Source organism: Sedimentimonas flavescens, from assembly GCF_019264375.1.
Lineage (GTDB): Bacteria > Pseudomonadota > Alphaproteobacteria > Rhodobacterales > Rhodobacteraceae > Rhodobacter > Rhodobacter flavescens.
Genome location: NZ_JAHVAI010000002.1, coordinates 81,792 through 100,428 on the forward strand (window position 1 = coordinate 81,792; position 18,637 = coordinate 100,428).

The 18,637-nt window shown below is 64.3% G+C and carries 22 protein-coding genes and 1 tRNA gene; 5 read left to right on the forward strand and 18 right to left on the reverse strand.

The window, feature by feature from the left end; genetic code table 11:
• Positions 1-2: 2 nt before the first annotated feature.
• From KTQ37_RS03480 to KTQ37_RS03525, 10 genes are all read right to left on the reverse strand, one after another.
• Positions 3-533 (reverse strand): DsbE family thiol:disulfide interchange protein, encoded by a 531-nt coding sequence (locus tag KTQ37_RS03480; protein WP_218629088.1) that lies wholly within the window; start codon positions 531-533, stop codon positions 3-5.
• Positions 526-684 carry a heme exporter protein CcmD gene (gene ccmD / locus KTQ37_RS03485; protein ID WP_236021058.1) on the reverse strand — a complete coding sequence of 53 codons (159 nt, stop codon included), beginning with the start codon at positions 682-684 and terminating at the stop codon, positions 526-528. The genes KTQ37_RS03480 and ccmD overlap by 8 nt, the downstream gene beginning before the upstream one ends.
• Complete coding sequence (locus KTQ37_RS03490; protein ID WP_218629089.1) at positions 681-1,409, reverse strand: heme ABC transporter permease; 729 nt, start codon at positions 1,407-1,409, stop codon at positions 681-683. Before KTQ37_RS03490 ends, ccmD begins: the two co-directional genes overlap by 4 nt.
• Before the next feature lie 88 nt (positions 1,410-1,497).
• Positions 1,498-2,154, reverse strand: coding sequence for a heme exporter protein CcmB (ccmB, locus tag KTQ37_RS03495; RefSeq protein WP_218629090.1), 657 nt, complete (start codon positions 2,152-2,154; stop codon positions 1,498-1,500).
• Positions 2,151-2,783 carry a heme ABC exporter ATP-binding protein CcmA gene (gene ccmA, locus KTQ37_RS03500; RefSeq protein WP_218629091.1) on the reverse strand — a complete coding sequence of 211 codons (633 nt, stop codon included), beginning with the start codon at positions 2,781-2,783 and terminating at the stop codon, positions 2,151-2,153. The genes ccmB and ccmA overlap by 4 nt, the downstream gene beginning before the upstream one ends.
• Positions 2,780-3,151 (reverse strand): Mth938-like domain-containing protein, encoded by a 372-nt coding sequence (locus tag KTQ37_RS03505; protein ID WP_218629092.1) that lies wholly within the window; start codon positions 3,149-3,151, stop codon positions 2,780-2,782. The genes ccmA and KTQ37_RS03505 overlap by 4 nt, the downstream gene beginning before the upstream one ends.
• Positions 3,138-4,121: a protein translocase subunit SecF gene (gene secF / locus KTQ37_RS03510; RefSeq protein WP_218629093.1), complete on the reverse strand. Its 984-nt coding sequence runs from the start codon at positions 4,119-4,121 to the stop codon at positions 3,138-3,140. Before secF ends, KTQ37_RS03505 begins: the two co-directional genes overlap by 14 nt.
• Positions 4,122-4,133: 12 nt before the next feature.
• Entirely contained in the window at positions 4,134-5,798 is a 1,665-nt protein-coding gene (gene secD, locus KTQ37_RS03515; protein ID WP_218629094.1) for a protein translocase subunit SecD, read from the reverse strand.
• Positions 5,799-5,813: 15 nt separating this feature from the next.
• A complete protein-coding gene (yajC, locus tag KTQ37_RS03520; RefSeq protein WP_218629095.1) occupies positions 5,814-6,152 on the reverse strand; it encodes a preprotein translocase subunit YajC in 339 nt (112 codons plus the stop codon).
• A 109-nt stretch (positions 6,153-6,261) separates the two neighbouring features.
• Positions 6,262-7,425 (reverse strand): M20 aminoacylase family protein, encoded by a 1,164-nt coding sequence (locus KTQ37_RS03525; RefSeq protein ID WP_218629096.1) that lies wholly within the window; start codon positions 7,423-7,425, stop codon positions 6,262-6,264.
• Between the two features lie 64 nt (positions 7,426-7,489).
• Here KTQ37_RS03525 and mazG point away from each other — a divergent pair, with 64 nt between their 5' ends.
• Positions 7,490-8,323 (forward strand): nucleoside triphosphate pyrophosphohydrolase, encoded by an 834-nt coding sequence (gene mazG / locus KTQ37_RS03530; protein WP_218629097.1) that lies wholly within the window; start codon positions 7,490-7,492, stop codon positions 8,321-8,323.
• 1 nt (position 8,324) lies between these two features.
• Here the strand turns inward: mazG and KTQ37_RS03535 are convergent, their stop codons facing one another.
• From KTQ37_RS03535 to KTQ37_RS03555, 5 genes are all read right to left on the reverse strand, one after another.
• Entirely contained in the window at positions 8,325-9,140 is an 816-nt protein-coding gene (locus KTQ37_RS03535; RefSeq protein WP_218629098.1) for a sulfite exporter TauE/SafE family protein, read from the reverse strand.
• Positions 9,141-9,165: 25 nt separating this feature from the next.
• Positions 9,166-10,182: a tRNA dihydrouridine(20/20a) synthase DusA gene (dusA, locus tag KTQ37_RS03540; protein ID WP_218629099.1), complete on the reverse strand. Its 1,017-nt coding sequence runs from the start codon at positions 10,180-10,182 to the stop codon at positions 9,166-9,168.
• 98 nt (positions 10,183-10,280) lie between these two features.
• A complete protein-coding gene (locus KTQ37_RS03545) occupies positions 10,281-12,404 on the reverse strand; it encodes a GumC family protein (protein ID WP_218629100.1) in 2,124 nt (707 codons plus the stop codon).
• 58 nt (positions 12,405-12,462) lie between these two features.
• Positions 12,463-13,761: an O-antigen ligase family protein gene (locus KTQ37_RS03550; RefSeq protein ID WP_218629101.1), complete on the reverse strand. Its 1,299-nt coding sequence runs from the start codon at positions 13,759-13,761 to the stop codon at positions 12,463-12,465.
• Between the two features lie 2 nt (positions 13,762-13,763).
• A complete protein-coding gene (locus tag KTQ37_RS03555) occupies positions 13,764-14,450 on the reverse strand; it encodes a tetratricopeptide repeat protein (RefSeq protein WP_218629102.1) in 687 nt (228 codons plus the stop codon).
• 73 nt (positions 14,451-14,523) lie between these two features.
• Here KTQ37_RS03555 and KTQ37_RS03560 point away from each other — a divergent pair, with 73 nt between their 5' ends.
• On the forward strand, positions 14,524-14,964 hold the full coding sequence (locus KTQ37_RS03560) for a hypothetical protein (protein WP_218629103.1): 441 nt from the start codon (positions 14,524-14,526) through the stop codon (positions 14,962-14,964).
• On the opposite strand, the gene KTQ37_RS03565 is transcribed toward KTQ37_RS03560, so the two are convergent.
• On the reverse strand, positions 14,961-15,452 hold the full coding sequence (locus tag KTQ37_RS03565) for a hypothetical protein (protein WP_218629104.1): 492 nt from the start codon (positions 15,450-15,452) through the stop codon (positions 14,961-14,963). The two genes, KTQ37_RS03560 and KTQ37_RS03565, sit on opposite strands and share 4 nt — an antisense overlap.
• Positions 15,453-15,653: 201 nt before the next feature.
• Here KTQ37_RS03565 and KTQ37_RS03570 point away from each other — a divergent pair, with 201 nt between their 5' ends.
• On the forward strand, positions 15,654-16,328 hold the full coding sequence (locus KTQ37_RS03570) for a sugar transferase (protein ID WP_218629105.1): 675 nt from the start codon (positions 15,654-15,656) through the stop codon (positions 16,326-16,328).
• An 18-nt stretch (positions 16,329-16,346) separates the two neighbouring features.
• Here KTQ37_RS03570 and KTQ37_RS03575 read toward each other — a convergent pair.
• Both KTQ37_RS03575 and ypfJ read right to left on the reverse strand, forming a co-directional pair.
• Positions 16,347-16,432: transfer RNA gene (locus KTQ37_RS03575), tRNA-Leu, on the reverse strand.
• A gap of 53 nt (positions 16,433-16,485) precedes the next feature.
• On the reverse strand, positions 16,486-17,325 hold the full coding sequence (gene ypfJ / locus KTQ37_RS03580; protein ID WP_218629106.1) for a KPN_02809 family neutral zinc metallopeptidase: 840 nt from the start codon (positions 17,323-17,325) through the stop codon (positions 16,486-16,488).
• 133 nt (positions 17,326-17,458) lie between these two features.
• Between ypfJ and KTQ37_RS03585 the strand changes: the two genes are divergently transcribed.
• Both KTQ37_RS03585 and KTQ37_RS03590 read left to right on the forward strand, forming a co-directional pair.
• Entirely contained in the window at positions 17,459-18,037 is a 579-nt protein-coding gene (locus KTQ37_RS03585) for a YqaA family protein (RefSeq protein WP_218629107.1), read from the forward strand.
• On the forward strand, positions 18,037-18,540 hold the full coding sequence (locus KTQ37_RS03590; protein WP_218629108.1) for a disulfide bond formation protein B: 504 nt from the start codon (positions 18,037-18,039) through the stop codon (positions 18,538-18,540). The genes KTQ37_RS03585 and KTQ37_RS03590 overlap by 1 nt, the downstream gene beginning before the upstream one ends.
• Positions 18,541-18,637 lie beyond the last annotated feature (97 nt).

The following is an 18,637-nucleotide window of genomic DNA, read 5'->3' on the forward strand; positions in this document are numbered from 1 at the left end:
CTTTACTCGCCCTCACCCGCCAGAAGCGGTGCGAGACGCTCGTCGATCACGCGCTGCGTGACGGGGCCCGCAAAGCGGAAGATCACCTTGCCCTCGCCATCGACCACGAAGGTCTCCGGCACGCCGTAGACGCCCCAGTCGAGCGCCATGCGGCCCGCGCGATCCGCGCCGATGCGGGCGTAAGGGTTGCCGAGCTCTTCCAGGAAGCCCAGGGCATTGTCGGGCTCATCCTTGTAGTTCACGCCCAGAACCGTCACGCCATCCTTCGACAGCGCCTCAAGGTTCGGATGCTCGACCCGGCAGGGCGCGCACCACGACGCCCAGAAGTTCACAAGCTTGATCTCGCCATCGCGCAGGTCAGCATCGGTGAAGGGCTCAAAACCCGCCATCGGCGTCAACTGTACGGGCGGCGCGTCCTTGCCCGCCAGTGCAGAAGGAAGCTGCTTGGGATCTTCGCGGCTCATCCCCCAGACGAACATGCCCGCGAGAGCTGCAAAGATCACCGGCGGCAGAAACATCAATGGCTTAGCCATTTTTCTTCATCCGTTCTTCCTGGCGCTTGAGCGCCTGTTTGACTTTGCTGCCCCGCCAAAGGGTCAGTGCCACCAGAACCGCCATCGGCAGGATCGTCCCGACGTAGGAAAAGATCACCGTGGCCGCATATTTTCCCAGATCAGGTATCATGCCATGCGCTCCCTCTGCTCAAGCGCCTTCAGACGGCGCGCGCGGATCTCGGTACGGGTGCGCAGCAGTAGTAGCGCGACAAAGAACAGCACGAACCCCGCAATACACAGCAGAAGCGGGAACCAGTAGACATCCGAGATATTCTCTTCCTTGTCGAGCGAGAGCGTCGCGCCCTGATGCAGGCCTTGGTTCCAGAAGTTCACGGCATAGCGGCTGAGGATCGCGAAGACCGAACCAACAAGACACAGAACGCCGGTCAGATCGGCTGCGGTGTCGGGGTTGTCGATGGCTTCCCACAGCGCGATATAGCCCAGGTAGAACAGGAACAGGATCAGGAACGAGGTCAGGCGCGGATCCCACTCCCACCAGGTGCCCCACATCGGCTGGCCCCAGATCGCACCGGTCACCAGCGCGATGAAGGTCATCACAAGGCCGATGGGCGCCGCGGCCTTGGCCGCCAGCGCCGAGACGTGGTGGCGCCGGATCAGCCAGATCAGCGAGGTCACCAGCATCATCACCCAGATGTTGATCGCCATCATCGCCGAGGGCACGTGGACGTAGATCACCTTGACGGATTGCTTGAAATTCTCGGCCTCGGGCGTCAGGAAGAAGCCCCAGTAGAGCCCCACGACAAGACAGACCGCAGCAAGCCCCGTCACCCACGGCAGAACGAGGGACGAGGTCTTCATGAATTTGACGGGGTTGGCGTATTCCCAGATCGACATTGGGTCTTGCTACTTTCCTGTTCGTTCGCGCTCAAGTCACTATTGCGTTTGCCACGAAATGCAACGCGGCAGATTGACGAGGGTCAAGCTAGCGAAGATTCACCCGGATCGCCGCAGCCGAGGCAAAAGGCACCACCGCAATGGTCGCGGCCGTGATCCCCGCCAGCATCAAGAGCGGCATCTGCGTATCCATCCCCGAGGCGCCGCGCTTGACCAGCTCGGCGCCGAAAATCAGCGTGGGCACATAAAGCGGCAGCACCAGCAGCGACAGCAAGAGCCCCCCGCGCTTGAGGCCCACCGTCAGCGCCGCACCGAAAGCCCCCAGCACCGACAGCGCAGGCGTGCCAAGGAGCAGTGATACTACAAGCCAGAAATAGGCGGGCCCCGGCAGGTGCAGCAGCACGCCAAAGACCGGCGCCGCAAGAACCAGAGGCAGGCCCGTCGTGATCCAATGGGCGAGCGCCTTGATCGTCACAACACCCTCCAGCGGAACCGGAGCCGTGGCCAGCAGGTCGAGCGAGCCATCCTCGAAATCCAGCGCGAAGATCCGGTCGAGCGAGAGCAGGCAGGCCAACAAGGCGCCAAGCCAGAGCACGCCCGTCGCGATGCGCGCCAGCACGTTGCCTTCGGGGCCGACGCCAAAGGGCACCAGCGTCACCACGATCAGAAAGAACGCGAGGCCGAGGCCAAAGCCGCCCCCTGCCCGCACCGCAAGCCGCAAATCCCGAAGCAACAGCGCGATCATGTGAAAGCCTCGTCGAACGAACCCTTGTAGCCGCCCTCCTCAGGAGGGAGCGCCTTGAAGGGGGTAAGATCGAGCACGGCGGCCTCATGCAACCCAAGATCGATATGCGTCGCCATCAGTGCAGCCCCGCCCTTGGCAAGATGATCGCGCACCGCATCGGCAAAAAGCGCAACCGAGGCCGCGTCAAGCGACACGGTCGGCTCATCGAGAACCCAGACCGGGCGCCCGGTCACCAGCAGCCGCGCAAGGCCCAGACGGCGCTTTTGCCCGGCAGACAGGCTCATCGCCGGGCGTTCGGCCAACTGGCGCAGGTTCATCCGGTCAAGCGCATGGTCGATCGGGCCGGTGCCATAGACCGACGCCCAGAAGCGCAGGTTCTCGGTCACGCTGAGCGTGGATTTCAGCCCGTCGGCATGGGCCGCATAGGCCATCGTCTCGGGCGGGATAGAGATCGAGCCCGTCAACGCCGGTTGCAGTCCGGCAAGGGTGCGCAGCAGCGTCGTCTTGCCGATCCCATTGGGGCCGCGCAGAACCAGCGCATGGCCTGCCGCAAGCGTGAATCCAAGCCCCTCAAGCACAGGCAGCCCGCCGCGCGTCACGGTCAGGTTCTCGACAGCCAGCAGGGTCATCCGGCGCCGCCTTCGGGCATCGCGATAAGCGCTGCGGCCACCCGGCGGCCCTCAGACAGAAGCACATTATAGGTGCGTGCGGCCGAGGGGGTTGCCATCGGCTCGCACATCACGCCCACGGCCTCAAGCTCGCGCACGAAGTCTTTGGGCAGAAAGGCGATCTCTGGGCCGGTGCCGACGAACAGCACATCGACCTTGCCCGACAGGGCCAGGAGCGGCACGCGCTCGTCATATCCGGCCCAGGGCGTGACGCTGCCCGCCTCGACGACGATCCCACCCCAATACACCTGCCCCGCGACCCGGAAGAACCCCGGCCCGTAGCCATCCACCGGCAGTGAGGCGCCGTATTCGGCCTCAGTTATCGGCATCAGCAGTCCCCTCGGTGAAGAACTTGGCAGACGGATCGGCGGGCTTCTTGTCCCGATCAATCCCTAGGAACAGAACGATGTTCTTGGCGACATAGACCGACGAATAGGTGCCGATGATTACGCCCCAGGTCATCGCGAAGACAAAGCCACGGATCACGTCGCCGCCGAGAACCAGAAGCGCGATCAGCGCAAGCAGCGTGGTGCCCGCCGTCAACACGGTGCGCGACAGGGTCTCGTTGACCGAGACGTTCATCACCTCGCGCAGCGGCATGGTCTTGTACTTGATCAGGTTTTCGCGCAGGCGGTCAAACACGACGACCGTGTCGTTGATCGAATAGCCCAGGATCGTCAGAAGCGCGGCGATGATCGTCAGGTCGAACTTGATCTGGAAAAGCGCGAAGATCCCGACGGTCACGGTCACGTCATGCACAAGTGCGGCGACGGCCCCGACAGCGAACTGCCATTCGAACCGTAACCAGACATAGATCAGGATCGCGGCCGTCGCGCCCAGAACAGACCAGATAGCCGTCCAGATCAACTCACCCGAGACCTTGGGGCCCACGGATTCGGTCGAGATGAACTTGACCTCGGGGTCAACGGTTTTCAGTGCGGCTTCGATCTGGCCGATGACCTCGGGGGTGATAGCCTCATCACCCTCCTGCGCCTGAACGCGGATCGAGGCGACGTGCTGATCGTCTCGGAAGTTCGGATCGAAGACCTCGGTGATGGCCACATCGCCAAGGTTCAGGGGCTGCAGCACATCGCGATATGCCCCGGTGTCCAGCGGCTGAATCGACTCGGTGCGGATCGTGGTGCCACCTTTGAAGTCGATGCCGAAGTTGAGCCCCATCACCAGCGTGATGATCAGCGACGCGACGACCAGAAACACCGAGAAACCGAAGGTCGCCCACTGGTACTTGAAGAAGTCGAAATTGGTGTGATCGGGAACGAGTTTGAGCCGGAATGCCATGACGCGCTCTCCTTACAGAACCAGTTGTTTCGGACGACGCCGGGCGAACCACAGCGTGACCATGAGACGCGTCACCCAGATCGCGGTGAAGACCGAGGTCACGATGCCGATCAGAAGCGTCACGGCAAAGCCGCGCACCGGACCCGCACCCAGCACGAACAGGATCAGACCGGTGATGAAGGTGGTCACGTTCGCGTCCACGATCGCCGACATGGCCTTTTCATAGCCAAGCTCGATGGCGCGCGCAGGGCCCTTGGCGCTGCGCATCTCCTCGCGGATACGCTCGAAGACCAGCACGTTGGCATCGACTGCGGTGCCCATGGTCAACACGATGCCCGCGATACCGGGAAGCGTCAGCGTGGCGCTGATCATCGACATGAAACCAAAGATCAGTGCGATGTTGATCAAGAGCGCAATCGACGCAAAGACGCCGAACAGCCCGTAAGACGCGACCATGAACCCCACGACGGCCACAAGCCCAACCATCGCGGCCACACGGCCCGCGTCGATCGAGTCCTGCCCAAGCTCTGGGCCGACGGTGCGTTCTTCAAGGAAGGTCATGCCCGCCGGCAGCGCACCCGCACGCAGCAGCAGCGCAAGATCGGTTGCCTCCTGCACGCTGAAGCGCCCGGTGATGATGCCCGAGCCGCCCGCGATATGCGCCTGGATCGTGGGCGCCGAGATCACCTTGCCGTCAAGGACGATGGCGAAGGGCTCGCCGATATGGTTGGCGGTGTAATCGCCGAAAGACCGCGCGCCGGTGGCGTTGAAGCGGAAGGCCACGGCGGGATAGCCGTTCTGGTCGGTGTCGGGGCGTGCGTCGGTCAGTTCATCCCCGGTCACGACCGGAACCTTGTCGAGCACGTAGTAGACGCCCTGCTCATCGGCGGCAGGCAGAATCTCGTTGCCCGAGCCGGGATTGGCGTCGGGGTTCGAGCCACGGCTGATCACCGGCTGGAAGGTCAGCTTGGCGGTGGTGCCGATCAGCGCCTTCAATTCGGCGGCCGAGCCGATACCGGGCACCTCGATCAGTATGCGGTCAGTGCCCTGACGCACGATGGTCGGTTCACGTGTACCGGCGGCGTCCACGCGACGGCGCACGATTTCAAGCGACTGCTGCATGGTGCGATCGTCGGTCGCGACGCGCTCGACCTCGCTCAGACGGATGACGATAGTGTCGCCCTGCCCCGTCACTTCGATGTCGTTCTGACCGACCCCGGTCAGCGTCACCACCGGGCTTGCCAGCGTGCGCGCGATCTCGACCGCGCGGGCAATTTGCGACGGCTCGCCGATCTGGATGCGCAACTCGTCATCGGGCGAGGGCGCACGGCGCACAGCGCCGATGGTGGCGCGCTCGGCTGCAAGCGCCTTGCGCGCCTCGGGCCAGAGCGAATCCATGCGCGCCTTGTAGACCTCTTCGACCTTCACTTCGGCCAGAAGATGCGCGCCGCCGCGCAGATCGAGGCCGAGATTGACCAGCCCCGAAGGCAGCCAATCCGGCCAGCCAGCCCTGGCCGCAGCCTGCGCATCGGTCATGGCCCCGGAATCGGTGAAGGCCTTGACGGCATCGTTATGCGCCTCGACGCGCGGGTAGAACAGGTTCGGCGCCGCCATGGCCAGCCCCAGAAGGCAAAGACCAATGATGACAACGCGCTTCCAGAGCGGAATCTGTAGCATGGCGGCGAGCCTTGATTAACCGGCGTTAGCAGCCGGTTCGGTTTTCGAAAGAACCTGCACGACGGTCGATTTGATCACGCGCACCTTGACGTTCGGCGCAATCTCGACCTCAAGCTCGCCGTCTTCGCGCACATGGGTCACCTTGCCGATGATGCCGCCCTGGGTGACGACCTGATCGCCACGGCGCAGCGCCTCGACCATCGCCTTGTGCTCTTTCGCGCGCTTCTGCTGCGGACGAATGAGCATGAAATACATGATCACGAAGATCAGGATCAGCGGCAGGAACTGGCTGAAAGCGGCAGCGCCACCGGCCGGAGCGCCTGCGGCCTGAGCAAAAGCGGGGGTTGCGAACATCTTGTGGTCCTCTCGTTAGGGCCTGGGGGTCATGCCCCCGGTTTTCGGCGCGCACCCTAGCCGCCGCCCCCCGGCTTGGCAAGGCGCGACGGGGTCCATCACGCCGACGTCACGCGACCGGCAGCGCGCGCTCGACCAGACGCACGAAAAAGCTCGCTCCGACCGGCGCGATCTCGTCGTTGAAATCATAGGCAGGGTGGTGCAGCCCCGGCCCCGGCCCGGTGCCAAGGAAGAGGTAGGCGCCGGGGCGTGCCTCGAGCATGTAAGAGAAATCCTCGGCCCCCATTTCGCGCCCGGCGTCGTCCAGCACCGCGTCGGCCCCGGCGATCTCGCGCGCGACCTCGGCGGCGAAACGGGCTTTGGTGGCGTCGTTCACGGTCGGCGGGTAGCCCCGGTCATAATCAATCTCGACCGCAACACCATAGGCTGCGGCGTGGCCCTCGACGATTTCGCGGAAGCGCCGCTCGGCCAGATCTCGCACCTCGGGGTGGAACGAGCGGATCGTGGCGCAGAACCAGCCCTCTTCGGGGATGATGTTATTGGCGGTGCCGACGTGGATCTGAGTCACCGAAATAACCAGCTCATCCATCGCGAAGGCGTTGCGGCTGACGATGGTTTGCAGCGCGCCGACCATGCCGGTGATCGCCACGATGGGATCGACGCATTCATGCGGGGTCGCGCCATGGCCGCCCTTGCCGCGCACAGTCACCCATGCGGTGTCAACTGCCGCCATCAGCGGCCCCTGCGTCGTGTGGAAATGGCCGAAGGGCACGTTGGGCGCATTGTGGATGCCGTAGACCTGCTCGATCCCGAAGCGATCCATCACGCCTTCCTTCACCATCACTTCACCGCCGCCGCCATCCTCTTCGGCGGGTTGGAACAGAAGCGCCACGGTACCCGCGAAATTCCGCGTCTCGGCCAGGTATTTCGCGGCCCCCAGAAGCATCGTCGTATGCCCGTCATGGCCGCAAGCATGCATCTTCCCGGGATTGAGCGAGGCGTGCTCGGCCCCCGTAACCTCATCAATGGGCAGCGCGTCCATATCGGCGCGCAGGCCGATCACCGGCCCCGGCGCGCGGCCCTTGATCAACGCCACGATCCCCGAGGTGGCGATCCCCTCGTGGATCTCGTCCACGCCGAATTCGCGCAGCCGATCGGCCACGAAGCCAGAGGTCACGGGCAGATCGAACTCAAGCTCGGGATGCTGGTGCAGGTAGCGACGCCACTCGGTCATCTCGGGGGCAAGGGCGGCAATGCGGTTGATCACGGGCATGGTGGACTCTGCGGGTTGGGAAGCGATACTGACCGAAGAAGACTCCAACACGAAGGCGAGTGCAATGCCCAAACCGACGGATTTGATCATATTCGACGAAACAGGCGATGTGCGGGACCAGTTTGCGCGGCTTGTGGCCATCATGGAGTGCCTGCGCGATCCGCAAACGGGCTGCCCCTGGGATATAGAGCAGGATTTCGACACGATCGCCCCCTACACGATCGAAGAGGCGCATGAGGTCGCCGACGCGATCGAGCGCCGCGCCTGGGGTGAGTTGCAGGGCGAGTTGGGCGATCTGGCCCTGCAGGTCGTCTATCACGCGCAGATGGCGGGCGAAGCCGGGCATTTCGACATTCTCGGTGTGCTGAAGTCGATCAACGACAAGATGGTCTCGCGCCACCCGCATGTTTTCGGCGCGGAAAGTCGCGACAAATCGGCCGAGCAGCAGACCGAGGACTGGGAAAAGATCAAGGCCGCCGAACGCGCGGGCAAGGATGAGCGCGGTGTGCTTGATGGCGTGGCCCTTGGCCTGCCCGCGCTGACCCGCGCGCTCAAGCTGCAAAGGCGCGCTGCGCGGGTGGGGTTTGACTGGCCCTCAACCGCTGAGGTGATCGACAAGATCGTCGAAGAGGCGCAGGAGCTGAACGAGGCACGCACGACCCTTGGCGCCGACGAGATCGCCGAGGAATATGGCGATCTGCTCTTCGTGATGGTGAACCTTGGCCGCCACCTCGGGATCGACCCCGAGGCCGCCCTGCGCGCGACCAACGGCAAGTTCACCCGCCGTTTCGCTCATATTGAAAGTGAGCTTCGTAAACTCGGCAAAGCCCCCGCCGACAGCGATCTGGCCGAGATGGACGCGCTGTGGAACGACGCGAAAGCGCGCGGCGTGAAGTGACCTAGAGCAGCGCCTTGCGCAGCATGTTCAGCGCCACAAGGATCAGGAAGGCGGCAAAGACCTGACGCAGGCGCTTGGGGTCCAGCCGGTGCGCCAGCGCGGCGCCCCAGGGGGCGGTGATCGTCGTCGTGGCGATGACCACGAGAAACGCCGGAATGTTCACCGCACCCACGCTGTAAGGCGGTGCGGTGGCCACGGGGGTCAGCAGGAAGGCGATAGCCGAAGGCAGCGCAATCGTGATCCCGAAGCCCGCCGAGGTCGCAACCGCGCGGTGGATCGGAACTCCGTGCAGCGTCAGCATCGGCGTGCCGATCGAGCCGCCGCCGATCCCAAGAAGCACAGAGATGAAGCCCATCAGAGGCCCGAACCAGACCCGAAACCCAAGCCCCGGCAGATGATCCGACAGCCGCCAGCTCGCCTTGCCGAGCATCATGTAAAGCGCGATCAGAACCAGCATCACGCCGAAGATGATTTGCAGTGTCTGCGTGCGCAATTGCGCCACCACGAGAACTCCGACAACGGCCCCGATGGCGATCGGCGGCGCCCATTGCTTGAGGATCGTCCAGTCCACCGCGCCCTTACGGTTATGCGCCATGACCGAGCGCGCCGAGGTGACGATGATCGTTGCAAGCGACGTCGCGACGCAGACCTGCATCAACTGGTCCGAGCCATAGCCAAGCCCGCCGAACAGGTAAAAGAAGGCCGGAACCAGCACGATCCCGCCGCCCACGCCCAAAAGCCCCGCCAGAACACCCGCGAAGGCGCCCACCGCAATCAGGATCGCGATCAGCGGCAGCAAAGTTTCCATATGGGTCATCCTGGGCCCTCCTGTCGGCGCAGCCTTACGCGACGCGCATGACCTCTGCCAAGGCCGTATCGTAAAGCCCAAGACCGGCGCCATCGCGCGTGGCCCCTTCTGACAGAACCCGCCGCCAGTTACGCGCACCGGGGCGACCATGGAACAGGCCAAGCATGTGGCGGGTGATCTGGTGAAGACGCCCGCCGTTTTGCAAGTGGTTCGCGATATAGGGTTTCATCGCCTCGGCCACGGCGAACGGATCGGCTGGCGCGCCCTCGCCCCAGATCTCGGCATCAGCCGCGCCGAGGATGTTCATCGGCTCATGATAAGCCGCACGGCCGATCATCGCGCCATCAAGCCCCGCATCGATCTGCACACGCGCAGCCTCAAGCGTCGCGAGCCCACCGTTGATCGACAGGTGCAGATCGGGGAACTCGGCCTTCATCCGATGCACAAGCGGATAGTCGAGCGGCGGGATCTCACGGTTATCCTTGGGGCTGAGGCCCTGAAGCCAGGCCTTGCGCGCATGGATCGTGAAGCGGCGCACACCCGCACCCGCTACGACCGACAGGAAACGCGGTAGAACCTCTTCCGGGTCCTGATCGTCCACGCCGATGCGGCATTTCACCGTCACCTCGACATCCGAGGCCGCGATCATCGCCGCGACGCAATCGGCCACAAGCTCGGGCGTTTTCATCAGGACGGCCCCGAAGGCACCCGATTGCACCCGGTCCGACGGGCAACCGCAGTTGAGGTTGACCTCGTCATAACCCCAGTCACGGGCGATCCGCGTGGCCTCGGCAAGCTCGGCAGGATCGGAGCCGCCCAGTTGCAGGGCGACGGGGTGTTCCTCGGCATTGAAATCCAGCAGCCGCGCGCGCGGGCCGTGGATGATCGCGGGGGCGGTGACCATCTCGGTGTAAAGCAGCGCATTGCGCGAGATCAGCCGGTGGAAATAGCGGCAGTTGCGGTCTGTCCAGTCCATCATCGGCGCAACCGAAAGGCGGGCCGAACGCCGGCAGGCGTCGAACCCTGTTGCGGAGCTGTCGTGCTGGGTCATCGACACCCTGTCCTCTTGCGTGCTGACCGGTCCCCTGCGGGATTAGAGAGCCGCTCCTTAGTGCAATTCGGACAGGGCGTCCACCGGCTCGGCGCGGCTCAGCCGGGCGCGTATTCGGCGTAATAGCCCCGGTATCGCGACAGGCGGCGGTTCGAGCGGTCCATGCTGAGGACGGACAAGACCGGAAGCGCCCCATCGCCGGCCTCGGTCAACAGGCGCAGCGCCTCGCGCGTCTCGGCCTGCGCTGTGGCGGCGTGGCGCACCGCCATGATCGCGGCATCCGCATGCCCGGCAAGGTATTGCGTATCGACGACGGGCAAGAGCGGCGCTGTGTCCATCACGATGACATCGAAGGCCTCGCGCGCCGTATCGAGCACCTCGTCGAAGATCTCCGAGTGCAGAAGTTGATCGGTAGGTTGCTCGGGCCGCCCCTGCCCCAGAATAGCGACGACCGGCGATCGCGGGTCTTTACGGCACAGTTCTTCGCCGCCGGTCAGGGCCTGCGCGTTCTCGATATAGTCGAGCAGCCCGAGTTCCGGGGTAAGCCCCATGTGCCGCGCCAGCGTCGGCCGGCGCAGATCGGCGTCGATCAACAGGGTGCGCTTGCCGCCAAGCGCATAGCTGCGCGCAAGCGCGAGCGCGACCGCCGATTTCCCCTCGCCCGGCACAGCCGAGCAGACAAGGATCACCATGGCACCAGAGCGCCGATGCGGCACCTGCTCAAGCGACAGGCGCAACCGCCGGAACGCCTCGGTATAGGCCGAGAAGGGAGCATCAAGCACCATATCGGCCACCGAACGCTGCCCGCTGCCCAGATCGACCCAGGGGATTGTCGCGGCCAGGGGCACGGGCAGAACTTCGGCCAGTTGCTGCGAGCTGTCGATCCCCGCCACGAAGTAGCTGCGCGCCAGCGCCGCCGCGAGGCCCATCCCAAACCCAACGATCAGCGCCGCCGCGAGAACCAAAGGCACATTGGGCGCGACCGGATCTTGTGGCGTCAGCGCCTCCGAGACGATCCGGCTATCGGCCACCTGCACGACGGCCTGCGCCTCCAGATCGCGCATCCGGGCGAGCAACGCCGCATATTGGCGCTGTGCGATCTCGGCATCTTGCTGGAGGCCATAGATCGCGCTGAGCGTCTCGGGCGAGAGGCCTGAGCGCAGCACCTCGCGCCGCAGCTCCTCACGCAGGTCGCGCGATTGCGCGGCGAGACGGGCGACCTGGGTTTGCAAATCGGTGACGGCGGAAGCCCCCTGCTGTGCCAGATGCCGATCCAGCGCAGCCAGTTCTTGTCGCAACACGACCGAGCCCTGATCGGCATCCGGCGCAGCCTCTAGGCGCGCCTGCACCGCCGCACGCTGTGCCGCAAGCGATGCCACCCCCTCGTCGCCGAGCTGCGCGGACAGCTGCGCCCAATCCTGCACCGAAGTGGCCGTATCGGCGCGCTGATAGGCCAACTCATGCGTGGCGCGCTGCGCCTCGGAGGCGGCAAGCCGGTCGGCCAGATCCATCAGCGCCATGTTCCCGGTCTCGGTCGCGATCTCGGCGATCTCGCGCTGAAGGTAGGCGTCGATCGCGGCCTCCGACCCGGCCAGCGCCTGCTGTGCGCGGTCAAGCTGCGCCTGAAGCAGATCCCGCGCCCCGAGGGCCCGCGCCACCTTCGCATCGAGTTGCAGCGCGATATAGGTTTGCGACAGGGTATTGGCGAGCCACGCAGCCTTTTCGGCCTGTTGCGACTCGGCCGAGACCTCAAGGATCAGGGTCTGCCCCCGGCGTTTTCCGGAAACCGCTTTCGTGAACCGCTCCAGCGTCTGCGCGGTCAGGGCAACGGGGTCATCGACACCCTGCCCCTGCACCCCGAACGCGAGCCGCAGCTTTGCGATCAGGCTCAGGCGCGGGCCAAACTCCGGGTCGCTCATCAGCCCGGCCTCGCGGATCGTTGCCAGCAGAACCTTGTCCGAGTGCAGGATGGCGACCTCACTCTCAAGCCGCGCATAGTCCGAAGCTGAGTCACCCCGCGCCTCGGCGCCGTCGAGCAGGCTTTTCTGCCCGGGCTCCACCATCACCAGCGCGGTCGCCCGGTAGATCGGAGTCGCAAGCAGAAGATAGCCAACCCCAAGCCCGAAGATCAGCGCCGTCACACCCGCGATCAGCCGTACCTGCCCAAGAAAGAGATCCACGAGCGCCCTCAGCTCGATCAGTTCGCCTCGCGATCCCGCCATTCTGTCCCCCGGCCTGCATCCTGAGGGAGTATGGCACCGCGATTATAGCAAATACAATCTAAACGTGTAAGCCTCGCGAAATCCGGTGACGCGCGTCATCGCGTGGGTAAGCTTCGGACGCCCCAATCGCGCCAATAAACAAAAGCAGCAGTAAATTTGCCTCGATCTCATAGGCAAAATCGAAAAGAGAATGCAGCGCGGCAAGGCTGATCGTCGATATCGCCACCACAACCGTTGCGCGATTACGAAACGAACTGCGCAGAAGCCGCGAGAATACCAAGATGCCCACAAGAAACGGCATCGTTCCAAAGAGCAGCCCCGCCTCGGCCCAGGATTCGAGATAGCTCGAATGGGCATCGGAAAAAACGAACGCATCATACTGCGCGCGAGAGCGGGTCATCTCATGGGCCTGGGCAAAACCGTCAAGCCCGAAGCCGCTCAGCGGTCGCTCTGCGATCAGCCGTAGCGTATCGGCGTAGAGACCCCACCGAACCGCGATGTCACCACGCCAGGCGAAGCCGCGCTCCAGCAGCGGCGCGCCAAACGCTGTAAGGCCAAGCAGCGCGAGCACCGCAAGCACGCCAACCATAGACCGCGGCGCACCCATCAGCAGGGCCGCAAGAGCCGCCGCCGCCATGCCCAAACCAACGCCCAACCGGGAATGCGTGGAGATGAGCGCGGCCATGATCACTACCATCCCAAGCAGGTAGCCAAGACGCACCAAGCCTTTACCGCGCCAGACATCGGCCAGCAGAACGGTCCCCAGCACCAACCCCATGCCAAGATAGGCAGCATAGGCGTTGCGACCCACAAAAGCCCCTGTCGCGTCGCCCAGATAAGCAAGTTTCTCGCCCCAAAGCGCGGCATCCCCGAGGTATCGCAGGGCGACGAGCCCCCAGAGCGCATGGGCACAGACCCCGATGAACAGCAGTGGCATTATCCGCCGACCCAGTCCGGGGCGCGAGAAGGCCTCAAGCGCCAGCATGAAAAACCCGACATTGGCCATCATGCGAACCACGGCCAACAGGGTTGCGCCGGGGTCGATCGAGACGGGCTGCGAAAGCCCCAGGGTCTGCGCCACCCCCCATATCGGTTGCGCCATCGCGATTGCGATAACCGCGTACCAACCCCGCAGCCCGCGTCCGATCAGCACACCACGCCGCGAGAACCAGATGACACCCAGAAGGCCGAGTCCGCCGCCAAGCATCAGCCAGATGACGGGCCGGTTGAAACCCGCCGGAAGCGGCGCCGTCAGGACCAGCAGCAGCAAGATCCACGCCAGGATCTCACGTCCATCGCGTCGGACCGCCATTGCGCCCTGGGTGCTGCCGGTGATTGCCAGATCGGAGATGGCCATCGTCATTCCCCTCGCGCCATGGCGGCGTCGAGCCGTCGGATCTCGATAATCAGGCGCTCTGCGTCGGAGGCGGGAATCGTGGCGGCACTCTGGCTGATCGCGGCGCGCATCGCCGGATCGCGCGTATATCCTCGCGCCAGCCACAGCCGCGTTTCGGGTGTGCTTGCCAGGCGCACGAGCGCCCGATCAAAAAGCTGCCGCCCCGTCTCGGGCGTCGGCTGAAGGCGCGCCAACAAAACCACCCTGCGCTGATCCAGCCATGCGGTGTTCGGCGCCAAGACTTCGCTCGACAGCAAGGCGTCGAGTGCTTGCGCAACCTGCCCCTGCGCCATCATCGCCTCGGCGCGCAACTGATGCACCGCCGCGTGGCTCGGCACCCGCTCAAGACGCCGCGCCGCCAGCGCATCGCATCCCGACAAGAGCACCCGGCGCGCTTCCATCGTGAACAGCGGCCCCGCCGCTTGATCGAGCGCGGCAAAACACCCCGCGATCTGGCGCCTGACCGTATGCTGCCCGCGACCGGGTTGAACCGGGATTCCGGACAGAAGGCCCGAGATCAGCCTGGTTTCATCCGAGCGACGCAGCGCGGTGGCCTCTGCGGGAAGCAGAACGCTCGCCGTCACGAGAAGGGCCGCGAAGCCGCCGATCAGTACCGCGCGTATTCCCCAGCCAAGCCCCTGCCCCGACATCGCCGCACCTTTCTCTTGCCCGGTTGGATCTGCGTGCTATCGTTACTCTACCTTAGGTAGTGTTCGGTTGACCATGCGCTTTCTTGCTTCGATGATTCTGGCCTGTGTCGCCTCGGTCGGGAGTAGTGCGGCCTCGACGGCGTTTGACGTTCGCTCGGTCGCAAACGCCTGCCACTCAGCGGACTGCCCCGCAGTGGTCGCAGACAGCCTGGCCGCGCTGAGCAGGTCTGGCGCCGATCAGGTCCGGATCGACGAATTTGTCGCCGCGATGGCTGGCGAACTCCTGACGCTTGCCCAGACCAACCCCGAACTGAGCGCGCCCATCTCTACCGCGCTTGATCTGGCCGCCAGCCGTGCAACGCCGGGTTCCGCCCTCGCGCGCGATTTAGCCTTGCTCGCGCAGCTGATCGCCGATGGCCATGCCAACTCCCTCAGCCTGACAGCCTTCAACGGCACCGCGCAACCGTTGAGTACTACCGCCCCAACCGCAGGCAGAAACGGATCGGAGAGTTAGTCGATCTGGTCGGGGCATTCCGCGACGCCAAGTCGGATAAGCTCTTCCCCCGTCACATATCTATACGTAAGCGTATGAAATCTCGCGCTTAGAAGAAACCATTCACGCAACGGTTCAGGATAGCGGCGGGCCATCAAAGCGCTGAGACGTTCGAACTCGGCCTGCGGCAACGCAATCGTCCCGAACTGCGTCGTTGGGCCGTGGAACCCGAAGATCGCCGCCTTTCCGACACAGGTCTCTTCAAGCCCAAGGTAGAGCGTGCAGGCCGAGAGGCAGCGCCCCTCGGGGATCGCAACGGCCCTTCCCTCCTGTCGCAAGGTCTCGACGCGGGCGAGCCGTGCCTCCAGCGGTCCTCCGCGATCCTCCCGGATCACCAGGTGCGGCGGCTGCGCAAGGGCTGGTACTGCGGCGAGCAGGCAGAACAGCAGAACCTCGCACATGGAAGATTTGAAAGCGCGCAGCACGTTGAACACGGATCTTGACGGCATCGCCTCTGTGCCTCCCGACTGGATCGTTTCAATCGGGGTAGCCCGCTTGCATTAATATCGGCTTAGCGAGCGGCGCATCGCGCCGTTAACCTATTTTCCATTTACAACCTATGGGCGTTTTTGCTTACTCAACCTAGGCGCGAGTCGTGAAATCCACTCTGCCAATGCCGGAACCCAGAAGAACAGGAAGGCCAATCGCCCATGTCAGACCTGTTTCTGTCCGAGATCAGCCCGCCCCGCGCCGAGGCAACGCAGCGGCGCGGCCTATACCGGAACGGCGGCAAGCGGTGCTTCGACCTGGTCTTCTCCCTGCTGTTGCTTGCGCTTTGCGCGCCGCTCATCGTGCTGTGCTGGGGGCTTGCGCGGCGCGACGGCGGTCCGGGGTTCTTTCGCCAGCGCCGCATCGGGCGCAACGGGCGGGTCTTTGACTGCCTCAAGATCCGCACGATGGCACCGGATGCCGAGGCGGCGCTGCAGAAGCTGCTGGCGAGTGACCCCGAGCTTGCACTGGAGTGGGCGCATTATCAGAAGCTTCGCCGCGATCCACGCGTGACACGCCTTGGCCGTTTGCTGCGCGCGACAAGCCTTGACGAGTTACCGCAACTTTTCAATGTCTTGCGAGGCGATATGAGCCTTGTCGGCCCACGCCCGTTCCTGCCCTCACAAGAGGCCGATTACCGTGCCGCAGGCGGGCGCAGCTATTACCGCCTGCGCCCCGGGATCACTGGCCCCTGGCAGCTTGAGGCGCGCGGAACATCCGGTTTCGCGGCGCGCGTCCGCTTCGACGAGAGCTACCTGACAGACCAATCCCTGCTGCGCGATTTCGTGATGATTCTGCGCACGGCGCTCGTGCCGCTGCGCGCGAATGGTAGCTAGATTACAATCAGGAAAAGCTGGTGCCCGAGGCGAGACTCGAACTCGCACAGTATTACTACCGGAGGATTTTGAATCCCCTGCGTCTACCATTCCGCCACTCGGGCCAGCGATCACGGTCTAACCGCCCGAAAGGCGCAAGACAAGGCCCTACGCGCGATCAAAGATTGCGCGAAGCGAAGGTGTCGCAGGCCCGCAGATCGCCCTTGTCGAAGCCGGTCGCAAACCAGCGCTGGCGCTGCTCGGAGGTGCCATGGGTGAAGCTGTCGGGCATGGGTCGCCTGCCTGCGTTGCGTTGCAGCGTGTCGTCACCGATTTTCGCCGCCGCGTTCATCGCCTCGGCGATATCGCCCTTCTCGATCGAGCCGAATTGCTCGGCCGCCTGCCGCGCCCAGATCCCCGAGAAGCAATCGGCTTGAAGCTCGATCCGCACCGAAAGCGCGTTGCTTTGCGCCTCGCTTGAGCGCGCGCGAACGGCGTTGACCTGATCGAGGATTCCTAACTTGTCCTGCACATAATGCGCGACCTCATGGGCCACCACATAGGCCGCCGCGAAATCGCCGCCCGCGCCCAGTTGGCTCGACAAGGTGTTGAAGAAATCGGTGTCCAGATAGACCTTCTTGTCCACCGGGCAGTAGAACGGCCCGGTCGCCCCCGAGGCATTGCCACAGGCCGAGGGCGTCACTCGGGAATAGAGCACCAGCGTTACCGGCTGATATTCGCGACCCAGATCGTTGGTGAAGATATTCGCCCAGACCTCTTCGGTGTCTGCCAGCGTGACAGAGACGAAATCGCCCATCGCGCGGTCCTGTGCCGTCAACTCGCCCGAGGTCTCGTAGGCCGGGCCCTGATCGAGCAGCGGCGTGACATCGACGCCAAGGAAATATCCCAGAAGCAGGATCGCAACCGCGCCGAGGCCAGTTACGCGTCCGACGCCCCGCACCGTACTCCCGCGACGGTCTTCGATGTTGGCGCTGCCGCGCCGCCCCTGCCACTTCATCGCAAAATCCTCCACCGATCACGAAACAGAGATTACCCACTCGAGTTCCGGCGCGACAGAGGTTTTCGGCCGCTCGGCGCTTGACGTTGCCGCCCTGCCAAGCGATGCGTGGGGCACGACAGCGAGGACAGACATGATCCGAGGCCTTTACGACTGGACGATGGGGCTGGCCAGCCACCGTCACGCGATTTGGGCGCTGGCCGCCGTGGCCTTCATCGAAAGCTCGGTCTTCCCGATTCCGCCTGATGTCCTGCTGATCCCGATGGTGCTGGCAATGCCCTGGCGCGCGTTCCAGTTCGCGGCCGTGGCCACCGTTGCCTCGGTTCTGGGCGGGTGTCTGGGCTACTTGATCGGTTACGGCTTCATGGACGCGGTCGGCCATCCGATCCTTGAGTTCTACGGCAAGTCCGGCCAGTTCGACGAACTGGCGCAGCGCTTCAACGAGTATGGCGGTTGGGCGGTGCTGATCGCCGGGGTCACACCCTTCCCCTACAAGGTGATCACCATCTTCTCGGGCGCGACGCATCTGTCGCTTCCGCTATTCATCGGCGTGTCGATCCTTGCGCGCGCCTTGCGCTTCGTGATCGTCGCCGCGCTCTTGTGGAAGTTCGGCGCACCGATCCGCGACTTTATCGAGCGCCGGCTTGGCCTCGTCTTTACCGTCTTCGTCGTCGGCCTGCTCGGCGGCTTCTATGTGCTGAGGTATCTGTGATGCATCTGCCCCTTTCGCCGCGAGAGATCCTCGCCTCGCCCCGCCTTCTGATCGGCCTTGCAGCCGCGGGATCGGCGTCCGTGTTGATCGGCGCGCTGCTGTTTCAGGCCATAGGGTTCGCGCCCTGCGATCTGTGCATCCTGCAACGCTGGCCGCATCTGGTGGCGGCGGTTCTGGGCGGGATGATGCTGCTGTTAAACCTGCCCCTCGCGCTGGCGTTCTTCGGTGCGCTCGCCGCGCTGACGACCTCGGTTCTGGGCTTCTACCATTCTGGCGTCGAACGGGGCATCTTTGAGGGCCCCGATACCTGCACATCGAACGGCATCGCGGGGCTGTCGCCCGCAGATCTGCTGGCTCAGATCGAGGCCGCGCCGCTGATCCGCTGTGATGAGATCGTCTGGTCCTTCATGGGCATCACAATGCCCAACCTGAACGCGGTCTTCTCGCTCGTCTTCGCGGTGATGTGGGTCCTTGCCTATCGCGCGGCCAAGCGCGGCGCGTAAGCCCAGAGGGCAGCACGGCAGGCCGGGGCGCCCCGCGGGGCGGTTCTCGATTGCACCCCAAGCCTTGACTGCGCTATAAGACGAGCAACAAAATCTA